This window comes from Myroides marinus, assembly GCF_900109075.1.
GTDB classification, from domain to species: Bacteria; Bacteroidota; Bacteroidia; order Flavobacteriales; family Flavobacteriaceae; genus Flavobacterium; species Flavobacterium marinum_A.
On the sequence record NZ_FNYS01000018.1, the window covers coordinates 1 to 15,440 of the forward strand.

At 33.9% G+C, this 15,440-nt stretch carries 14 protein-coding genes and 1 pseudogene; 7 read left to right on the forward strand and 8 right to left on the reverse strand.

The window, feature by feature from the left end; genetic code table 11:
* From BMX53_RS14695 to BMX53_RS14710, 4 genes and pseudogenes are all read right to left on the reverse strand, one after another.
* Positions 1 to 243 (reverse strand): annotated as a pseudogene (locus BMX53_RS14695) (IS4 family transposase); the annotation flags it as partial.
* 66 nt (positions 244 to 309) lie between these two features.
* Positions 310 to 639, reverse strand: a complete 330-nt coding sequence (locus BMX53_RS14700; RefSeq protein WP_074747253.1) for a hypothetical protein — start codon at positions 637 to 639, stop codon at positions 310 to 312.
* Positions 640 to 659: 20 nt separating this feature from the next.
* A complete protein-coding gene (locus BMX53_RS14705) occupies positions 660 to 1,124 on the reverse strand; it encodes a DUF6428 family protein (RefSeq protein WP_074747255.1) in 465 nt (154 codons plus the stop codon).
* Positions 1,125 to 1,188: 64 nt separating this feature from the next.
* The gene (locus BMX53_RS14710) at positions 1,189 to 1,518 is read right to left on the reverse strand and encodes an ArsR/SmtB family transcription factor (RefSeq protein ID WP_074747257.1); all 330 of its coding nucleotides are present in this window, start codon (positions 1,516 to 1,518) and stop codon (positions 1,189 to 1,191) included.
* Positions 1,519 to 1,641: 123 nt separating this feature from the next.
* On the opposite strand from BMX53_RS14710, the gene BMX53_RS14715 reads away from it, so the two are divergent.
* Entirely contained in the window at positions 1,642 to 2,232 is a 591-nt protein-coding gene (locus tag BMX53_RS14715) for a hypothetical protein (protein WP_074747259.1), read from the forward strand.
* Positions 2,233 to 2,367: 135 nt separating this feature from the next.
* On the opposite strand, the gene BMX53_RS14720 is transcribed toward BMX53_RS14715, so the two are convergent.
* Complete coding sequence (locus BMX53_RS14720; RefSeq protein WP_074747261.1) at positions 2,368 to 3,768, reverse strand: NAD-dependent succinate-semialdehyde dehydrogenase; 1,401 nt, start codon at positions 3,766 to 3,768, stop codon at positions 2,368 to 2,370.
* A 269-nt stretch (positions 3,769 to 4,037) separates the two neighbouring features.
* Here BMX53_RS14720 and BMX53_RS14725 point away from each other — a divergent pair, with 269 nt between their 5' ends.
* The 3 genes from BMX53_RS14725 to BMX53_RS14735 all read left to right on the forward strand — a co-directional run bounded on the left by BMX53_RS14725 (position 4,038) and on the right by BMX53_RS14735 (position 10,114).
* Positions 4,038 to 4,379, forward strand: a complete 342-nt coding sequence (locus BMX53_RS14725) for a DUF6660 family protein (RefSeq protein ID WP_074747263.1) — start codon at positions 4,038 to 4,040, stop codon at positions 4,377 to 4,379.
* Positions 4,380 to 4,557: 178 nt separating this feature from the next.
* Positions 4,558 to 8,907, forward strand: a complete 4,350-nt coding sequence (locus BMX53_RS14730; RefSeq protein ID WP_074747265.1) for a CusA/CzcA family heavy metal efflux RND transporter — start codon at positions 4,558 to 4,560, stop codon at positions 8,905 to 8,907.
* A gap of 10 nt (positions 8,908 to 8,917) precedes the next feature.
* The gene (locus BMX53_RS14735; RefSeq protein ID WP_063175509.1) at positions 8,918 to 10,114 is read left to right on the forward strand and encodes an efflux RND transporter periplasmic adaptor subunit; all 1,197 of its coding nucleotides are present in this window, start codon (positions 8,918 to 8,920) and stop codon (positions 10,112 to 10,114) included.
* A gap of 80 nt (positions 10,115 to 10,194) precedes the next feature.
* On the opposite strand, the gene prmC is transcribed toward BMX53_RS14735, so the two are convergent.
* Positions 10,195 to 11,040: a peptide chain release factor N(5)-glutamine methyltransferase gene (gene prmC, locus BMX53_RS14740; RefSeq protein WP_038987455.1), complete on the reverse strand. Its 846-nt coding sequence runs from the start codon at positions 11,038 to 11,040 to the stop codon at positions 10,195 to 10,197.
* 35 nt (positions 11,041 to 11,075) lie between these two features.
* Here prmC and ribD point away from each other — a divergent pair, with 35 nt between their 5' ends.
* From ribD to BMX53_RS14755, 3 genes are all read left to right on the forward strand, one after another.
* The gene (gene ribD / locus BMX53_RS14745; protein ID WP_063175508.1) at positions 11,076 to 12,146 is read left to right on the forward strand and encodes a bifunctional diaminohydroxyphosphoribosylaminopyrimidine deaminase/5-amino-6-(5-phosphoribosylamino)uracil reductase RibD; all 1,071 of its coding nucleotides are present in this window, start codon (positions 11,076 to 11,078) and stop codon (positions 12,144 to 12,146) included.
* Positions 12,146 to 12,775 (forward strand): IMPACT family protein, encoded by a 630-nt coding sequence (locus BMX53_RS14750; protein ID WP_063175507.1) that lies wholly within the window; start codon positions 12,146 to 12,148, stop codon positions 12,773 to 12,775. The genes ribD and BMX53_RS14750 overlap by 1 nt, the downstream gene beginning before the upstream one ends.
* 143 nt (positions 12,776 to 12,918) lie before the next feature.
* Positions 12,919 to 13,953 (forward strand): alpha/beta hydrolase family protein, encoded by a 1,035-nt coding sequence (locus BMX53_RS14755; protein WP_063175506.1) that lies wholly within the window; start codon positions 12,919 to 12,921, stop codon positions 13,951 to 13,953.
* Between the two features lie 45 nt (positions 13,954 to 13,998).
* On the opposite strand, the gene BMX53_RS14760 is transcribed toward BMX53_RS14755, so the two are convergent.
* On the reverse strand, positions 13,999 to 14,739 hold the full coding sequence (locus BMX53_RS14760) for a hypothetical protein (protein ID WP_063175505.1): 741 nt from the start codon (positions 14,737 to 14,739) through the stop codon (positions 13,999 to 14,001).
* 139 nt (positions 14,740 to 14,878) lie between these two features.
* A complete protein-coding gene (locus BMX53_RS14765) occupies positions 14,879 to 15,286 on the reverse strand; it encodes an acyl-CoA thioesterase (RefSeq protein WP_063175504.1) in 408 nt (135 codons plus the stop codon).
* Positions 15,287 to 15,440 lie beyond the last annotated feature (154 nt).

Consider the following 15,440-nt stretch of genomic DNA (forward strand, 5'->3'; position numbering starts at 1 on the left):
ATCAGCGTCTTTATTCTTAGATAAAGAAAACACAGAACTAATACCGATAATGGGAAGTATTAAAAGTATGGAAATTAAGTCCTTAAATGTATAACCCGATTTTTTACACCAATCAAACTGTTTTGTTATCTTATTAAAGCCTAATATGTTTAAATGTGAATTTAAATATTCAGAACTCAACCAAACCTTTTTGAACTTTCCTTTTATTTCTTGAACTTTAGTAATATCTTCGTATTGTAGCATGTTTTGTACTTTGTGTGTCGTAACTTAAAGATACAATAAAACCAAGGGATTACCTTGGTTTACATGCTATTTTTTCACTTCTATAAGCCCCAGTTTTGGGTGCGAAACTTCAGATACTAATATAATTGTTGGATATAATGCGGTTTCTTCTGTACCCCCAGAATAACACATTATAGATGGAATACTAAAGTAATTAATAGCTACTTCTGCCCAAATTTGAGCAAGATGACTTCTACGAGAATTATGAGTGCAAATAAAGTTTAATTGTACAGGTTCTTTAGAAGTAACCTTTCCTTGTATATAGTATATTAAAGGTTGTAATAACTCTTTTCGTTCTTCTGATATAAATACCTTATTTATAGACTGTTCTATAGTATTAAATAGAGTAGGATACATAAAAAATTACTTTTTTAGGTTTAACAACATCCGGAACCTGGAGTACAACAACCAGTATTATCACTATTTACCTCCTCACTTTTTTGTGGAAAACCACAAGCCTCTTCTGCTAAACAAGCTGTCATTGTATTCTCTAAGATAAATACATTCGACTCTTTGTCCAAAGCAAGGTTGTACTTACCGATAGTCTCGCGCTGATACTCTACCTCTACTTCACCATCTTTGATTCCTAATAATCTCTCTGACAACTCTATTATGTTTAAAAGCTTCTCTGCCTTTAATTGATGATCATAATCATCAGCTATCCATAATTGGAAGTTTACTTTCTGATCTTTTCTAATGGTTCCTCCACAGTCGATAAAATTTCTATCAATCTGTCCTACTTCTGTGATATGAAAGTGAGCAGGCACTACACTTCCATTCTCTAACTTAAACACGACATCTTGCATAGCTGTCAATGCGCTTTTTACTTCTGATAATTTCATATTGTTACAGTTTATACTTATTAATAATCGTAATATTACGATACGTTGTTTTAAAAAAAATGCCTTAACAGCATTCGTTATTTTGTATAGTTTGTGAAAAGAACATACCAAACTCTTGTGCAAACTCATTCCATACAACTTCATCTATACAGTAGCACACAGACTTTCCTTCTACATTACCTTTTATAATTCCGATGTTCTTCAATTCTTTTAAATGTTGAGAAATAGTAGCTTGAGCCAACCCTAATTCTTCTACTAAGTCACTACAAATACAGGCTTTCTGATTAATGATATACTGTAATATAGCCACACGAGCAGGATGCCCTAGTACCTTAAACATATTAGCCAGTCTATTCTTCTTATCGCTAAATAACTCTGCCTTTGTAATTCCCATATTATTGCTTAATTAACACATCGCAATATTACGATACGTTATTGAAATAACAAAATATTTGTAGGGATTTTTTATTTACTTGATTTCAATACTTTTGTAATTAGTAGTTCAATTTATTCAATAATGACACTTGACAATCTAAAAATACTAAGAGAAAAAATAGCGATTCCTTTAGCAGTAGCAATTCAACTGCTCAAACAACACAATGGAGATATAGATCTTTGTATACAAGAATTTCATCAATCCAATATTTTAGAAATAGTAAATCAAACTGATTGTGATAAATCTATAGCCCAGACATACTATCAAAAGAACCAATATGATATAGATAAAGCAATCCACGAAATCAATAATCTTCAAGTAATTATTACTACAAGAAATAATCCGAAACCAAAAAATGAGATAGGTTTCATACTCTGGCCTGAAAAAGAGAATGGAGAATACTACAAGACTGTCAAACGAAATGATGCTTTTATTCCTACTTCTGATTTTGACTACGTAAAAAACATCTTTGCTAATACGTGTGAAGAAGAGCCTTTTGATAGCTGTGGGCACAATTATTACAATAAAGAAGCTATCAACCGAATAATTCAAAATATCAGTAACCTACCTACAATGAATGGCACAATCGAAAGATTTAAAGCTGAACTAATAGAATGGTTAGAGGATAAATGTAATTACGCTTATTACTTAGTTGTATATGGTAATCTTTGATGGTTTAAACAACACATATAAGAAACTAAAAACACTTTGCGTCTACTGGATATTGACGATGGAAATACAAAAAAAAAGAGGATGCCCAAATAAATGAACATCCTCAACTTAAACAATTAAAAACTCTTATTACTACTAATAAGCTTTATCAATATCAGTTACTCTGATTAATTTCTCGTTTACGAATTCATGGATACCATATTTTGCTTGTTCTCTTCCATATCCAGACTTCTTAGTTCCACCGAATGGAAGTTCTGGTGAGATACCTGTTACGTGGTTAATGTACACCATACCTGTTGCTATCTGACGAGCAACTTTGATACCTCTTTCTTTATTTTCGGTAAACACACTTCCTCCTAATCCGTACTCTGTATCATTAGCCAATGCAATAGCTTCTGCTTCATTTTCCACTTCATAAATCATAAATACAGGACCAAATATCTCTTCACTATATGCATCCATCCCTTTCTTGATACCTGTTAGGATAGTAGGTTCCATAAACCATCCATCTCTATCTAATTTATGTCCTCCATAAACCAATTTTGCACCTTGCTCTACTGCTTTATTAACTTGCTTTAAGACATCTTCTCTCGCCTTCTCACTACTTAGAGGAGCTAATTGAGTGTCGTCTTGCATAGGATCACCTACTTTTACTTTCTTCACTTGCTCTACTACTCCATCAATAAACGCTTTCGCTAATTTCTTATCTACTATTAATCGCTTAGGAGATACACACACCTGACCAGCATTCCACAGTCTACCCTCTACAGCACCTTTAACTGCTTTATTAATATCTGCATCGTCTAATACTACAAATGCATCACTACCTCCCAGTTCAAGGGTTGTTTTCTTAATATGTTTACCCGCCGCGGCAGCTACGCTAGACCCTGCTGGTTCACTACCTGTAAAAGCAACAGCTTTTACTCGTGGGTCACCGATAATTGCTTCGATAGACGCCCCTGGCACGAAAAGATTAGTGTATACACCATCTGGTAGTCCACACTCTTTAAAGATAACTTCCATAATCTCCGCACATTGAGGGATATTAGAAGCATGCTTTAACACCATCGTATTTCCTGCCATTAAATTAGGTGCAGCAGAACGTGTGATTTGATAGAACGGGAAGTTCCAAGGCTGTACACTCAAGATAGTACCAATAGGTTCCTTGCTAATAAAAGCTTCTCCATGTGGAGTTTTAATCTTCTCATCTGCTAATAATGTCTCCGCATTATCTGCATAGAAGTCAAATATATCAGCACATAATAGCACTTCTCCTATTCCTTCTTTGTGCAATTTTCCCATCTCGCGAGTGATTAAAGCACCTAACTCTTCTTTACGTGTTCTAAATGCATTTGCTACTTTATGGATAATAGCTGCTCTTTCTTTAATGGTTGTTTTTCCCCAAGTCTTGAAGGTTTTATCAGCTTTAGTTAAGATTTGATCTACTTGCTCAGCAGACATAACTAGATACACTTTTTCTTCTTTCCCTGTAGTAGGGTTTATAGTTTTAATACTTGACTTTACTTGATTACTCATAATTACTTTTTTTTTAGTTATTACTAATTTAGAGTTTTGATAATGAATTAGTTGAAAACTTTTGTTAAAAGTATTTTTTAGAATAAATAGAACAACATCTAAACTAAATAGTACAACTCAAAAATTGCGAATATATTCTTTAAAGCAATATCTTTGTCCCATAACTAGTATGATAAAAGAGATGTTCTGGTAATGCAACAGCATTGCAAAGAGTAATCAATCATTACATTGTACTTTAACATTTCATCCTTTTATTCTATATTTGTCCTATGAAACAATTCAAAAGCATATTAAACCTACTTCTATCGCTAATCTTTTTAGCGATAAGCTTCTATCCTTGTGCGGATAGTTATGCGGGTGTGCTTGTTTCTCAAAATATAGAATCTACTCATTTAACTACTGTTGAACAAGCTGATTTAGATTACCAACACGATTTATGTTCACCTCTTTGTAGTTGTTCTTGTTGTGCTGTTGCTTTAACAGTTGCTGATGTTATTACTATCATTGATTTTACTCCTACAGTAGTAATTCTAAAAACACCAATCTATCACAAAGAAACTGTGATAAGAATGGAATACCCTATTTGGCAACCGCCTAAGATAGTTGCATAAGACTATTTTTATTTACATTCTCTAATTCTCATTAGAAGAATGGCTACCATTTATTTATACCCGTTGATTTATAAGGTTGACTATAACCTATAAGCACTTGTTGTATCTCTACTTTTCAGATATACAGATAAGCTTAATATTACTTTATATCTCAACATACTTTTAATACAAATACTATATGTTAGATAAGATCATACATTTTAGTATCCGTAATAAGTTTATCATTGGACTATTTGTTCTTGGGTTAATCACTCTTGGGACATACTCGCTGATGAACTTACCGATGGATACTCAGCCAGATATTACCAATAATCAAGTTCAAATCATTACTTCTTCGCCTACATTAGCAACACAAGAAGTAGAACAATTTATCACTTATCCGATAGAACAGGCAGTGAAACCTATTCCTAATATTACAGAGCTTCGCTCTATAAGTAGATTTGGATTAAGTGTGATTACTGTAGTATTTACAGAAGATACTGATATCTACTGGGCTCGTAATCAAATATCAGAAAAACTAAAAACAGCAGAAGAAGTAATCCCTAAGGGTGTGGGTACTCCTGAACTAGCTCCTGTGAGTACAGGATTAGGGGAAATATACCAATATGTAGTTTATCCAAAAGAGGGATATGAAGATAAATACAACAGTATGAGTCTGCGTACTATACAAGATTGGATCATCAAGCCACAACTAGTGGGAGTAAAAGGAGTAGCTGAAGTAAACACTTTGGGAGGACAATTAAAACAATATGAAATAGCTGTAAAACCAGATCTTCTAAACAGTATGAATACTTCTATACTAGAAATATTTGATGCATTAGAAGCCAATAATGAGAATACTGGAGGTGCTTATATTGATAAGAAACCATACGCTTACTTTATCCGTAGTGTAGGTATGGTTAAAAGTATCGAAGATATACAGCGTATTGTAGTTAAGACTAATAATGGTACTCCTGTACTAATCCGAGATGTAGCTGATGTACGCATCGGTAGCAGTATCCGATATGGTGCTGTAACTAAGGACGGAAAAGGGGAAGATGTAAGCGGAATGGTGATGATGCTTAAAGATGCCAATACTCAAGAAGTAGTAAAGGCTGTAAAGGAGCGTATGACTCAAATAGAAAAGTCTTTACCTGAAGGGGTTGCTATCGAACCATTTATAGATAGAACAAAACTAATTGACAAAACAGTTAGCACTATTCAAACTAACCTTATAGAGGGTGCCTTAATCGTAGTATTCGTATTAGTGCTACTATTAGGTAACTGGAGAGCAGGACTTATCGTAGCCTCTGTAATTCCGTTAGCCTTATTATTTGCTATCTCTATGATGAAAATGTTCGGAGTTAGTGGTAACCTAATGAGCTTAGGAGCTATTGACTTTGGTTTAATTGTCGATGGGGCTGTAATTATAGTAGAAGCCATCGTACATCGACTCCACGCAGGAAAGAATAGGACATTGACACAAGATGAGATAAATGACGAGGTATATGCAGCTTCTTCTAAAATAAGAACAAGTGCTTCTTTTGGAGAGATTATTATCTTGATTGTATACTTACCTATCCTTGCGTTAACAGGTATTGAAGGTAAAATGTTCGGACCGATGGCTATGACTGTATCATTTGCTATTCTAGGAGCCTTTATCTTATCGCTTACTTATGTACCTATGGCTTCTTCCTTATTCCTATCTAAGAAGGCAGGAAAAGAGAAACCAAACTTTAGTGATAAAATTATTGATAAACTATATAGCTGGTACAAACCAATATTAGAAGGAGCTTTTAAAGCAAAAAGAATAGTACTTGGTATTGCTTTTGGACTATTTGCTATTGCACTAGTTGTTTTTGGGCGTATGGGAGGAGAGTTTATCCCTACTCTAGATGAAGGAGACTTAGCTACACACGTAATTATTTCTTCAGGAAGTTCTTTATCTCAAGAGATAGAAACAACAACTAAAGCAGAGCAAATATTAAAAGAACGCTTCCCTGAGGTAAAAATGGTTATCTCTAAAATCGGTAGCGCAGAGATTCCTACTGACCCGATGCCAATGGAAGCTGCGGATATGATCATTATTCTTAAAGAGAAAAAAGAGTGGACTTCTGCCAAAACAAAAGAAGAACTAATCTCTAAAATGGAACATGCACTAGAGGAGATACCTGGTGTGACTACAGAATTCTCTCAACCTATTCAGATGCGTTTTAACGAATTAATGACTGGTGTGAGAAGTGATGTTGCAATTAAAGTATTTGGTGATGACTTAGATCGCCTAGCTAGTATAGGTGATGAGATAAATGGTCTTATCAATGATGTTCCTGGTGTTGCTAGTACTAAACTAGAGCGCGTTAGTGGATTACCACAAATATCTATTAAGTATGATCAAGATAAACTAGCTATTTATGGATTAACTATTTCTGAGATTAGTCAAGTGGTTAGAGCTGGTTTTGCAGGAGAGACTGCAGGTGTGGTATATGAAGGAGAGAAAAGGTTTGATCTAGTAGTCCGCTTAGATAGTGGGTCTAGACAAGACATTGAAAACTTGAGAAATATGTTTATTCCCCTAGCTAATGGTCAACAAATACCACTAGGACAAATAGCAAATATTGATTATGAAGATGGTCCTCAACAAATCAGTAGAGAGGATGGAAAAAGACGTATTGTGCTTGGATTTAATGTACGCGAACGAGATGTAAAAAGCGTAGTAAACGATATACAAGCTATTCTAGATAAGAAATTAGATATGCCTGATGGATACTTTATTACTTATGGAGGACAGTTCGAAAACTTAGTTGAAGCAACTAACCGTCTAATGGTAGCGGTACCAGTAGCTTTAGCATTAATATTTGTGTTGCTGTATTTTACATTTAAATCTACTAAGCAATCACTGATGATATTCACTGCTATTCCTTTATCTGCTATAGGTGGAGTAGCTGCATTATGGCTAAGAGATATGCCTTTTAGTATTTCTGCGGGGGTAGGATTTATAGCTCTCTTCGGAGTAGCTGTACTAAATGGTATTGTACTTATCGGCCAGTTTAATCAACTAAAAAAAGAAGGTATGGATTTATATGAAAGAATAATAGAAGGGACTAAGATACGTCTGCGTCCTGTACTACTGACAGCGATGGTAGCTTCTCTAGGTTTCTTACCTATGGCATTAAGTACTAGTGCCGGTGCAGAGGTACAAAAACCACTAGCTACGGTAGTAATAGGTGGATTAATATCTGCTACTATTCTAACGTTGATTGTACTACCTATTATCTATTACTATGAAGAAAAAGGATTGGGAATAGGTAAAAAGAATAAAACAATCATAGCTTCTACTCTACTATTATTAATTGGTTTAGGAGTGCAAGCACAAGATGTTAGAAAACTAACTTTAGAAGAGGCTCTACAATTAAGTGTAGAAAACAATAAAGGTATTAAAGCAGCTGAGTATAATACTAAGGCACAAAAGCAAATGACAGGTACTTACTTAGATCTAGCTAAGACAGATATATCTACAGGTTTTGGGCATTTAGATTCAAAAGATAAAACAGATATCAACCTATCTGTTACACAGTCTTTTTCGCCTTTTACTTATGGAAAGAAGAAATCTGCATTGAATAAATCTTATGAAACAGCTGTGTTACAACAACAAGGTACTGTTATAGTCACAGACTATGCTGTAAAACAAGCTTGGGAAAACCTATTATACGGTCTATCTAAAGATGTCTTGCTTAAAGAACAAGCTGATTTATTAAAGGATTTCTCTAAGTCAGCTAGGCTAAGATACGAAACTGGAGAAAGTACATTAATGGAAAGCAATGTTGCCTCTGCTAAAGAACAAGAATTAAGAGTTTTAATTACACAGAACAAGACGTTAATAGATAACGAAACTTCTAAACTTAAAGCACTTCTTAACTTAGAAGAGGACTTTGTCCCTGTTAGCCCATCTATTGTATATGATAAACACGATGCTGATACTTCATTTGATCTAAACCTTAATAATACTATACAGTTAGCTGAAAAAGAGATTGAAACTATAGAAGCTAATAGAAAACTAGAAAAAGCAAACTTATTACCTGACTTTTCTATTGGTTATAGTATTAGATCTGACTCTGGTACAAGTATAGGTAGTAATGGCGTACCTGTTACGTATGGTAAGGACTTGCGTATCCCTAGTTATTCTGTTGGAATCTCTATTCCTATCTTCTTTGGTAGTCAGAATGCAAAGATTAAAGCGATGAAGTATGAGGTACAGCAAGCAACCATACAAAAAGAGTACTTACACAAACAACTAGAAGAAAACGTACAACAACAGTTTGACATTATTAAAGCTCAAGAAAAAGTAATCGATTACTATCAAGAGAATGCTTTAAAGAATGCTGCGCTTATTAAAGATCACGCTAAGAAATCATATAATAATGGAGATATATCTTATGTGGAATACATCCAATCTGTGGAGACCGCTCTAACAATTCAGATGAATTATCTAGATGCTATTCTACAGTATAACTTAAGCCATAATACACTTCATTATCTAGTCAACCAATAATATCAAACAAATGAAAAAGTCAATTATATTTTTATCCCTTGCAACAAGTATTCTTTTGTTTAGTTGTAAGAAGGATGAAACTGAAAACAAAGAGGAAAAAGTAACTACTGAAGCTAATGCTAAAGAAGAGACTAACACTAATGTCAAAGAAGTAGAGCTTAATGAGGCTCAATACAGCGCATCTAAAATACAGTTAGGTCAAATACTTCAAAAAAACTTAAGTGATGTAGTACGTATCAATGGTACAACTGAATTACCTGCTCAAAGCCAAGCTGATGTGTCTTCTTTCTTAAGTGGTACGATTACTAATATTAATGTAAACCTAGGTGACTATGTAAAGAAAGGACAAACTATAGCGACTATAGATAGTCCTGAATACATTCAGCTACAAGAAGAATACATTATCTCTAAAAACACATTAGAGTATCTAGAATTAGAATTTAAACGCCAGCAAACACTAAGAGCTGAGAATGTAAACTCTGAAAAGACATTTCAGAAGACTAAATCAGACTTAAACATAGAGCGTGCAAGATATCAATCACTAAGCAATAGACTGAGTTTAGTAAACTCTTCCCCAAGTTCTATTTCTAAATCATTACGTATTGTATCTCCTATATCTGGAAACATAGCAACTATCCCAGTTAAGATAGGTACAAACATAATGGCAGGGCAATCTTTATTCACCATAGTAGACAACTCGCAAATACACTTAGACTTATTAGTATACGAAAAAGATATGCCGTATATCAAAGTGGGTCAAAAAGTATCGTTCACATTTACCAATATTGATAAGTCAGAAGTAACTGCTACTATTTTTAGTATCAACAAATCTTTTGAACCTGGAACTAAGACCGTTTTAGTTCACGCTAATATTGATAAAGTACCTGAAACATTAATTCCTGGCCTATATGTAAATGCATTGGTTCACATAGGAGAGAAAACAGTAGATGCTCTACCTAATGAAGCGATAGTTAAAGCAGATGGCCGTGAATTTATCTTCATACTAGAAGATGCACACGAAGAAGAAGGTGGTAAATCATATCACTTCCAAAGAATAGAAGCAAAAACAGGTGTATCAGAACTAGGATACACACAAGTAACTATCTTACAACAAGTCCCAAAAGATAGTCAAATAGTATTATCTGGCGCATATTATATCCAAAGCCATTTAATCAAAACTGAAGGTGGCGGAGGCCATTCTCACTAAAATTCTCACTAATACCAATTACCTAAAAGGCTGTCTCCCCGGACAGCCTTTTGTTATTTGAGTATATTTTACTTTGTATCTTAATTATGCTTAATAGCTTTAATCATTCTATCATTACCTAACATATCTTTTCGCAATTCTACATCTACAAAAGAGTGTGATTCAAAAAGAGCTTTTGTCTCTTCTCCTAGATATTGATTGATTTCATAGAATAGCATCCCTCCTTCTTGTAGGTTGTCATTAGCTAGTTGTGCTATCTTTCTATAAAAGATTAAAGGGTCATTATCTTCTACAAATAAAGCCAGATGAGGCTCATAGTCTAATACATTATTTTTAATCTCTACTTTCTCTAGATTGCGGACATAAGGAGGATTAGATACTATGATATCATATTTATCTTTAAGGGTATCTAATGCTAATACATCTTGGAGTATCGTTTCTACAGACACATCATTCTTTATTGCATTATTCTTCGCAGTTTCTAATGCTCCGACAGACACATCCATTAAAGTAACTCTAGCCAGTGGTAATTCATTGGCTAAGGTAATTCCTATACATCCACTTCCTGTTCCTATATCTAGAATACGGATAGGTTTAGATTGATCTACACTATTGATAATCCACTCTACTAATTCTTCTGTTTCTGAACGAGGTATTAGTGTATGTTCATTTACTGTAAAGGTCAATCCGTAGAAATAAGCATTTCCAAAGATATACTGTATTGGCTTTTCCTTTACTAATTCATCTAATACAGATTCCCAAACCACTGTTTTCGTAGTTTCTAAGTTAGGATTCATCATTAAGTCTATTCTTGTTTTTGCCTCTATCTCTTCAAGGGCAATTAAGAAAAGTTGCTCTGCCTCCATACTATCATATATAGGAGTTAGCATATCTTTAAAACAAGTTTGGTAATACTTTATCTGCATAGTTATTATATTAAAACAAATGTTTTAGCGTAATTTTGTTCAAAGATACATTATTATCAATTTTGGAAAGACACGAATTATATATTTCTCGCTGTATTCAACTAGCCTTACAAGGAACTTATGCTGCTATGCCTAATCCTTCTGTAGGAGCTGTAGTAGTACATAACGGCCGTATCATAGGAGAAGGTTTTACATCTCCTTATGGAGGACCACACGCAGAACCTAATGCTATAGCTTCTGTAAAAAATCAAGAACTGCTCAAAGAAAGTACTCTATATGTGAGCCTTGAGCCGTGTAGTCACTTTGGTAAAACTCCTCCTTGTTGTGATTTAGTTATCGAAAAACAAATACCTAAAGTAGTTATTGGTACAGTAGATCCATTCGCTAAAGTATGTGGCAGAGGAATACAAAAAATGCGCGATGCAGGTGTCGAGGTAATTGTAGAGGTATTAGAAAAAGAGTGTCAAGAGAGTAACAAACGCTTCTTTACCTTTCACAATAAGAAACGTCCCTATATTATTCTAAAATGGGCAGAGTCTCAAGATGGTTTTATAGCTCCTATTACAAGAGATACACACAGACCTTTCTGGATATCAAATACTTATTCTAAACAACTCGTTCACAAATGGAGAAGTGAAGAAATGGCTTTTTTAGTAGGTACCCAGACAGTGCTTAGTGATAATCCCTCTTTGACTACCAGAGATTGGTATGGTGATAGCCCTATTCGCGTCTTCTTAGATAGAAGTGGTAAGATAGATCATACATTTAGTATCAAGGCCGAAACTGTCAAGACAATCTGTATTACTGCGGATCAATCCTTAGTATCTACAGAGAACTTAGTCTATGAATATGCAGACTTTACAGATAACTTACTTCAACAAATTATAGATATATTGTACAAACACAATATTATGTCTGTTGTTATTGAAGGAGGGACTCAAACACTGCAGAGTTTTATAGATGCTAAGTTATGGGATGAGGCAAGAATATTCACTGGTGAAACAATCCTAGGTAATGGTATTGCTGCTCCAGTTCTAACCGAATTTGATAACGCAGTAAAACATCGTATTTTAGACAACGAATTAAGAATAGTATACCCTAAATAATGGCAGAAGCATTAGATTCATATAAAACAATAAGTCAACCAACTGAAGAAGTATTATACAAAGAGAAAAATAGTAAATTCTTTGGCTATGCATTTCCTATACAACATGAAGATGAAGTAAAGGAAATTATAGACCGCATTAAGAAAGAACACTATAATGCTCGCCATTGGTGTTATGCTTTTCAGCTAGGTGCAGAACAAGTGTATTATCGTGCTAATGATGATGGAGAACCTAGTAATACAGCTGGAGCTCCTATCTATGGACAAATACAATCATATGACGTTACAGACATACTTATAGTAGTCGTTCGTTACTTTGGTGGTATAAAGCTAGGTGTAGGTGGATTAATCACAGCTTATCGCGCTGCTGCTCAAATGGCAATGGAAGAAGCTGACATCATAGAAAAGACTATTGATAAGAAGTTTAAAGTTCGTTTTGAATACAAGGATATGAACAACGTTATGCGTGTTATCAAAGAAAAAGATCTAAACATACTTAACCAAAAAATGGAAATGAGTTGTGAGATAGAACTTTCTATTCGCAAAAACGAATATGAACAAGCTCTAGCTGCTTTTGTTCCATTCTATGAAGTAAAAGTTATTCAGGAAACAGATAAGGACTATCTATAAACATCTCTAATCTATACCTATAGCAACTAATAATTACAGAAAAATATACTCTTCTGTTGATTCAGTACAAAAAAAATACTATTGAGTTAGATTATTACTTTTTTAGACCAAAGCATATTTATATTTGACAAAAATATACAGCTATGCGTTGGAAGATAATCGCAGTTATCCTGGTTACCTTTACGATTATATTCTTCTATTTTTTCTTATTAGGTAGTCAAGACTTTGATACAACCGATACGAAACAAAAAGAAGTACTATTTCATTCTCAAGGTGATGAGTTATCTGCTACTTTATTTATGCCTAAAAAAGGAATACTCAAAAGTACTCCTGTAGCTATATTTATTCACGGAGATGGTCCACAAAACAGAACATCTAATTCGGGATATCTACCAATAATACATCACCTACTTAATCAAGGAATAGCTGTTATGACTTGGGATAAAAAGGGTATAGATAATAGTAAAGGTAATTGGCTAAAACAATCAATATCTGATAGAGCAATAGAGGCTAAAGACGCTTTTAATTATCTAGTGGAACGCGAAGGTGTGTCACCTGATTACATAGGTTATTTGGGTTTTTCTCAAGGAGGTTGGGTGATTCCTAAAGCAGCTATTCTTACTCGTCCTGCTTTCTCTGTTATTATTGGAGGGGCAGTTAATTGGATGGATCAAAGCGCCTATTATACTCATAAACGTCTAGAAGCCGAGGGATATCCAGAAGAACTTATAGATATAAAAGTAGATTCTATACATAAGGCGGACAACAAATTATTCTGCGACTTTAACGATAGCCTAATACAACAATCTGAAATAGAGAAAGACAGATTTTTATTTATAGCCCGTAATTTTAAAGCTGATGCAAGTAAAGATCTAGAGAATATGCAGGGACCATTACTAGCATTATGGGGAGAAGATGATTTAAATGTACCTGCTGAGATTAATGCTCAGCTATATAAAGAGCATACGTCTAATAGAAAGGATAATATGTCTGTTATAAAGATATATCCAAAGAGTACACATGGTTTACTAAAGTCTAGTTTGTTTAACTATCAATTAGAATCACAATGGCCGCAGTGGAAAGAATGGTTATTTATATTTCATGGACGAAAAGCATATACAAAAGATGCTTTGTTTGATATTTCTTATTTCATTCTACAGCAAAATAAAAAGATATAAAAAAAGCAGTAACTAATGTTACTGCTTTTTTTATGCTATTTTGACTTATTGATCTAGTCCTACAAAACCTACAAAATCTGTATATTGTTGAGCTAAATACAATTGAAAGCTTTCTGTTCTTTCTACTTTTATCTTGTCATAACTAGGTTGAGCCACTAGGTAGTATAAGAAAGCATCTATTCTATCTTCAGGTACTTTCATATCTTGTAACAGTTCTTCTCTAGTGTAATCTTCATAAAACTTCTGCACTTTCATGTCAAGTTTTTCGTAGATAATATCTTGTTTATCTTTCTTCTTCTGTCCCGAAATCATATTTACTAATGCATCAATACTAATTCCCATTCCGTAATTAGATGTAGAAGCAAATACTGTATTATTCTTTTTGTACTTACGTTCAGCACGAGTCATTCCTTTATTAGTAACTCCTTCAAAGAAATCATCTCCAAAGTCTTTACGCACAATAACAATCTCTTCTAAAGCTTGTCCTTTCTTAGTCATTAATACATTGAATCTACTAGCCTTCAGATCCTCTGAACCTATTATATAATTTACAGAAGCAAGTTTCTTATCTGAGAAATGAATAGTATCACCAATAGCAGCCTCTACCATAAAGTATCCACGGTTATCTGCCTTAGTTAATTCACCACTTCTTTTATTCTTAATTGTAACAGGTGTCACTTTTCCATCATAAAGACGCACTCTACCATCGATTAATTGTGGCTTCTGTGCAAATGTTCCAATAGAAAATAAGGTTCCTAAACCTAATAGCCAATATTTCGGTTTCATAAATTAAATCTTTTTGTAAATATAATTATTTGTTTTCAGTAATACTCTCCTAAGCGGAACTCTTTTCTCAATATTTAATTCACTTAGGAAACTATAAACTTTCTATCACTATCAATAATGTAGCCAAATTAACTCCTTATTATAAATCAATAGTTGCTATTTTATCAACAACGTATTGTGGAGCAGCCATAGGTCTACCTGTTTCCATATTCACAAATACCAAAACTGAATTACCTGTTGTTAATAAATCTCCATTCTGATTATACAATTCGTAGTCAAATTCTATCTTCACAGAAGTCATCTTTTTAAAGATGGTACGTATGGTTAAATCATCATCATAATAGGCAGATTTTTTGTAATTCATTGTTAGTGAAACAACTGGAAGCATCACTCCTAAATCTTCCATTTTCTTATACGAAATTCCTAAATTTCTAAGCCACTCAACTCGCCCAATTTCAAAGTATTGCGCGTAGTTTCCATGGTACACAACCCCCATTTTATCGGTCTCCGCGTAACGTACACGAACGTTGTAATCAAAATATTTCATAATCTCTCTAATAAAATTTGTGAGTTATTTTTTTTCTTATACTTAACAAATTATTTTAAACTTTGCAATGACAAAAAGGTTTTTTTATCCCAAAAATTGTTCACATATTTGCCACTGTAATAAGAGGCGCTTTTCTCCCCTTGAAAATCTCCTC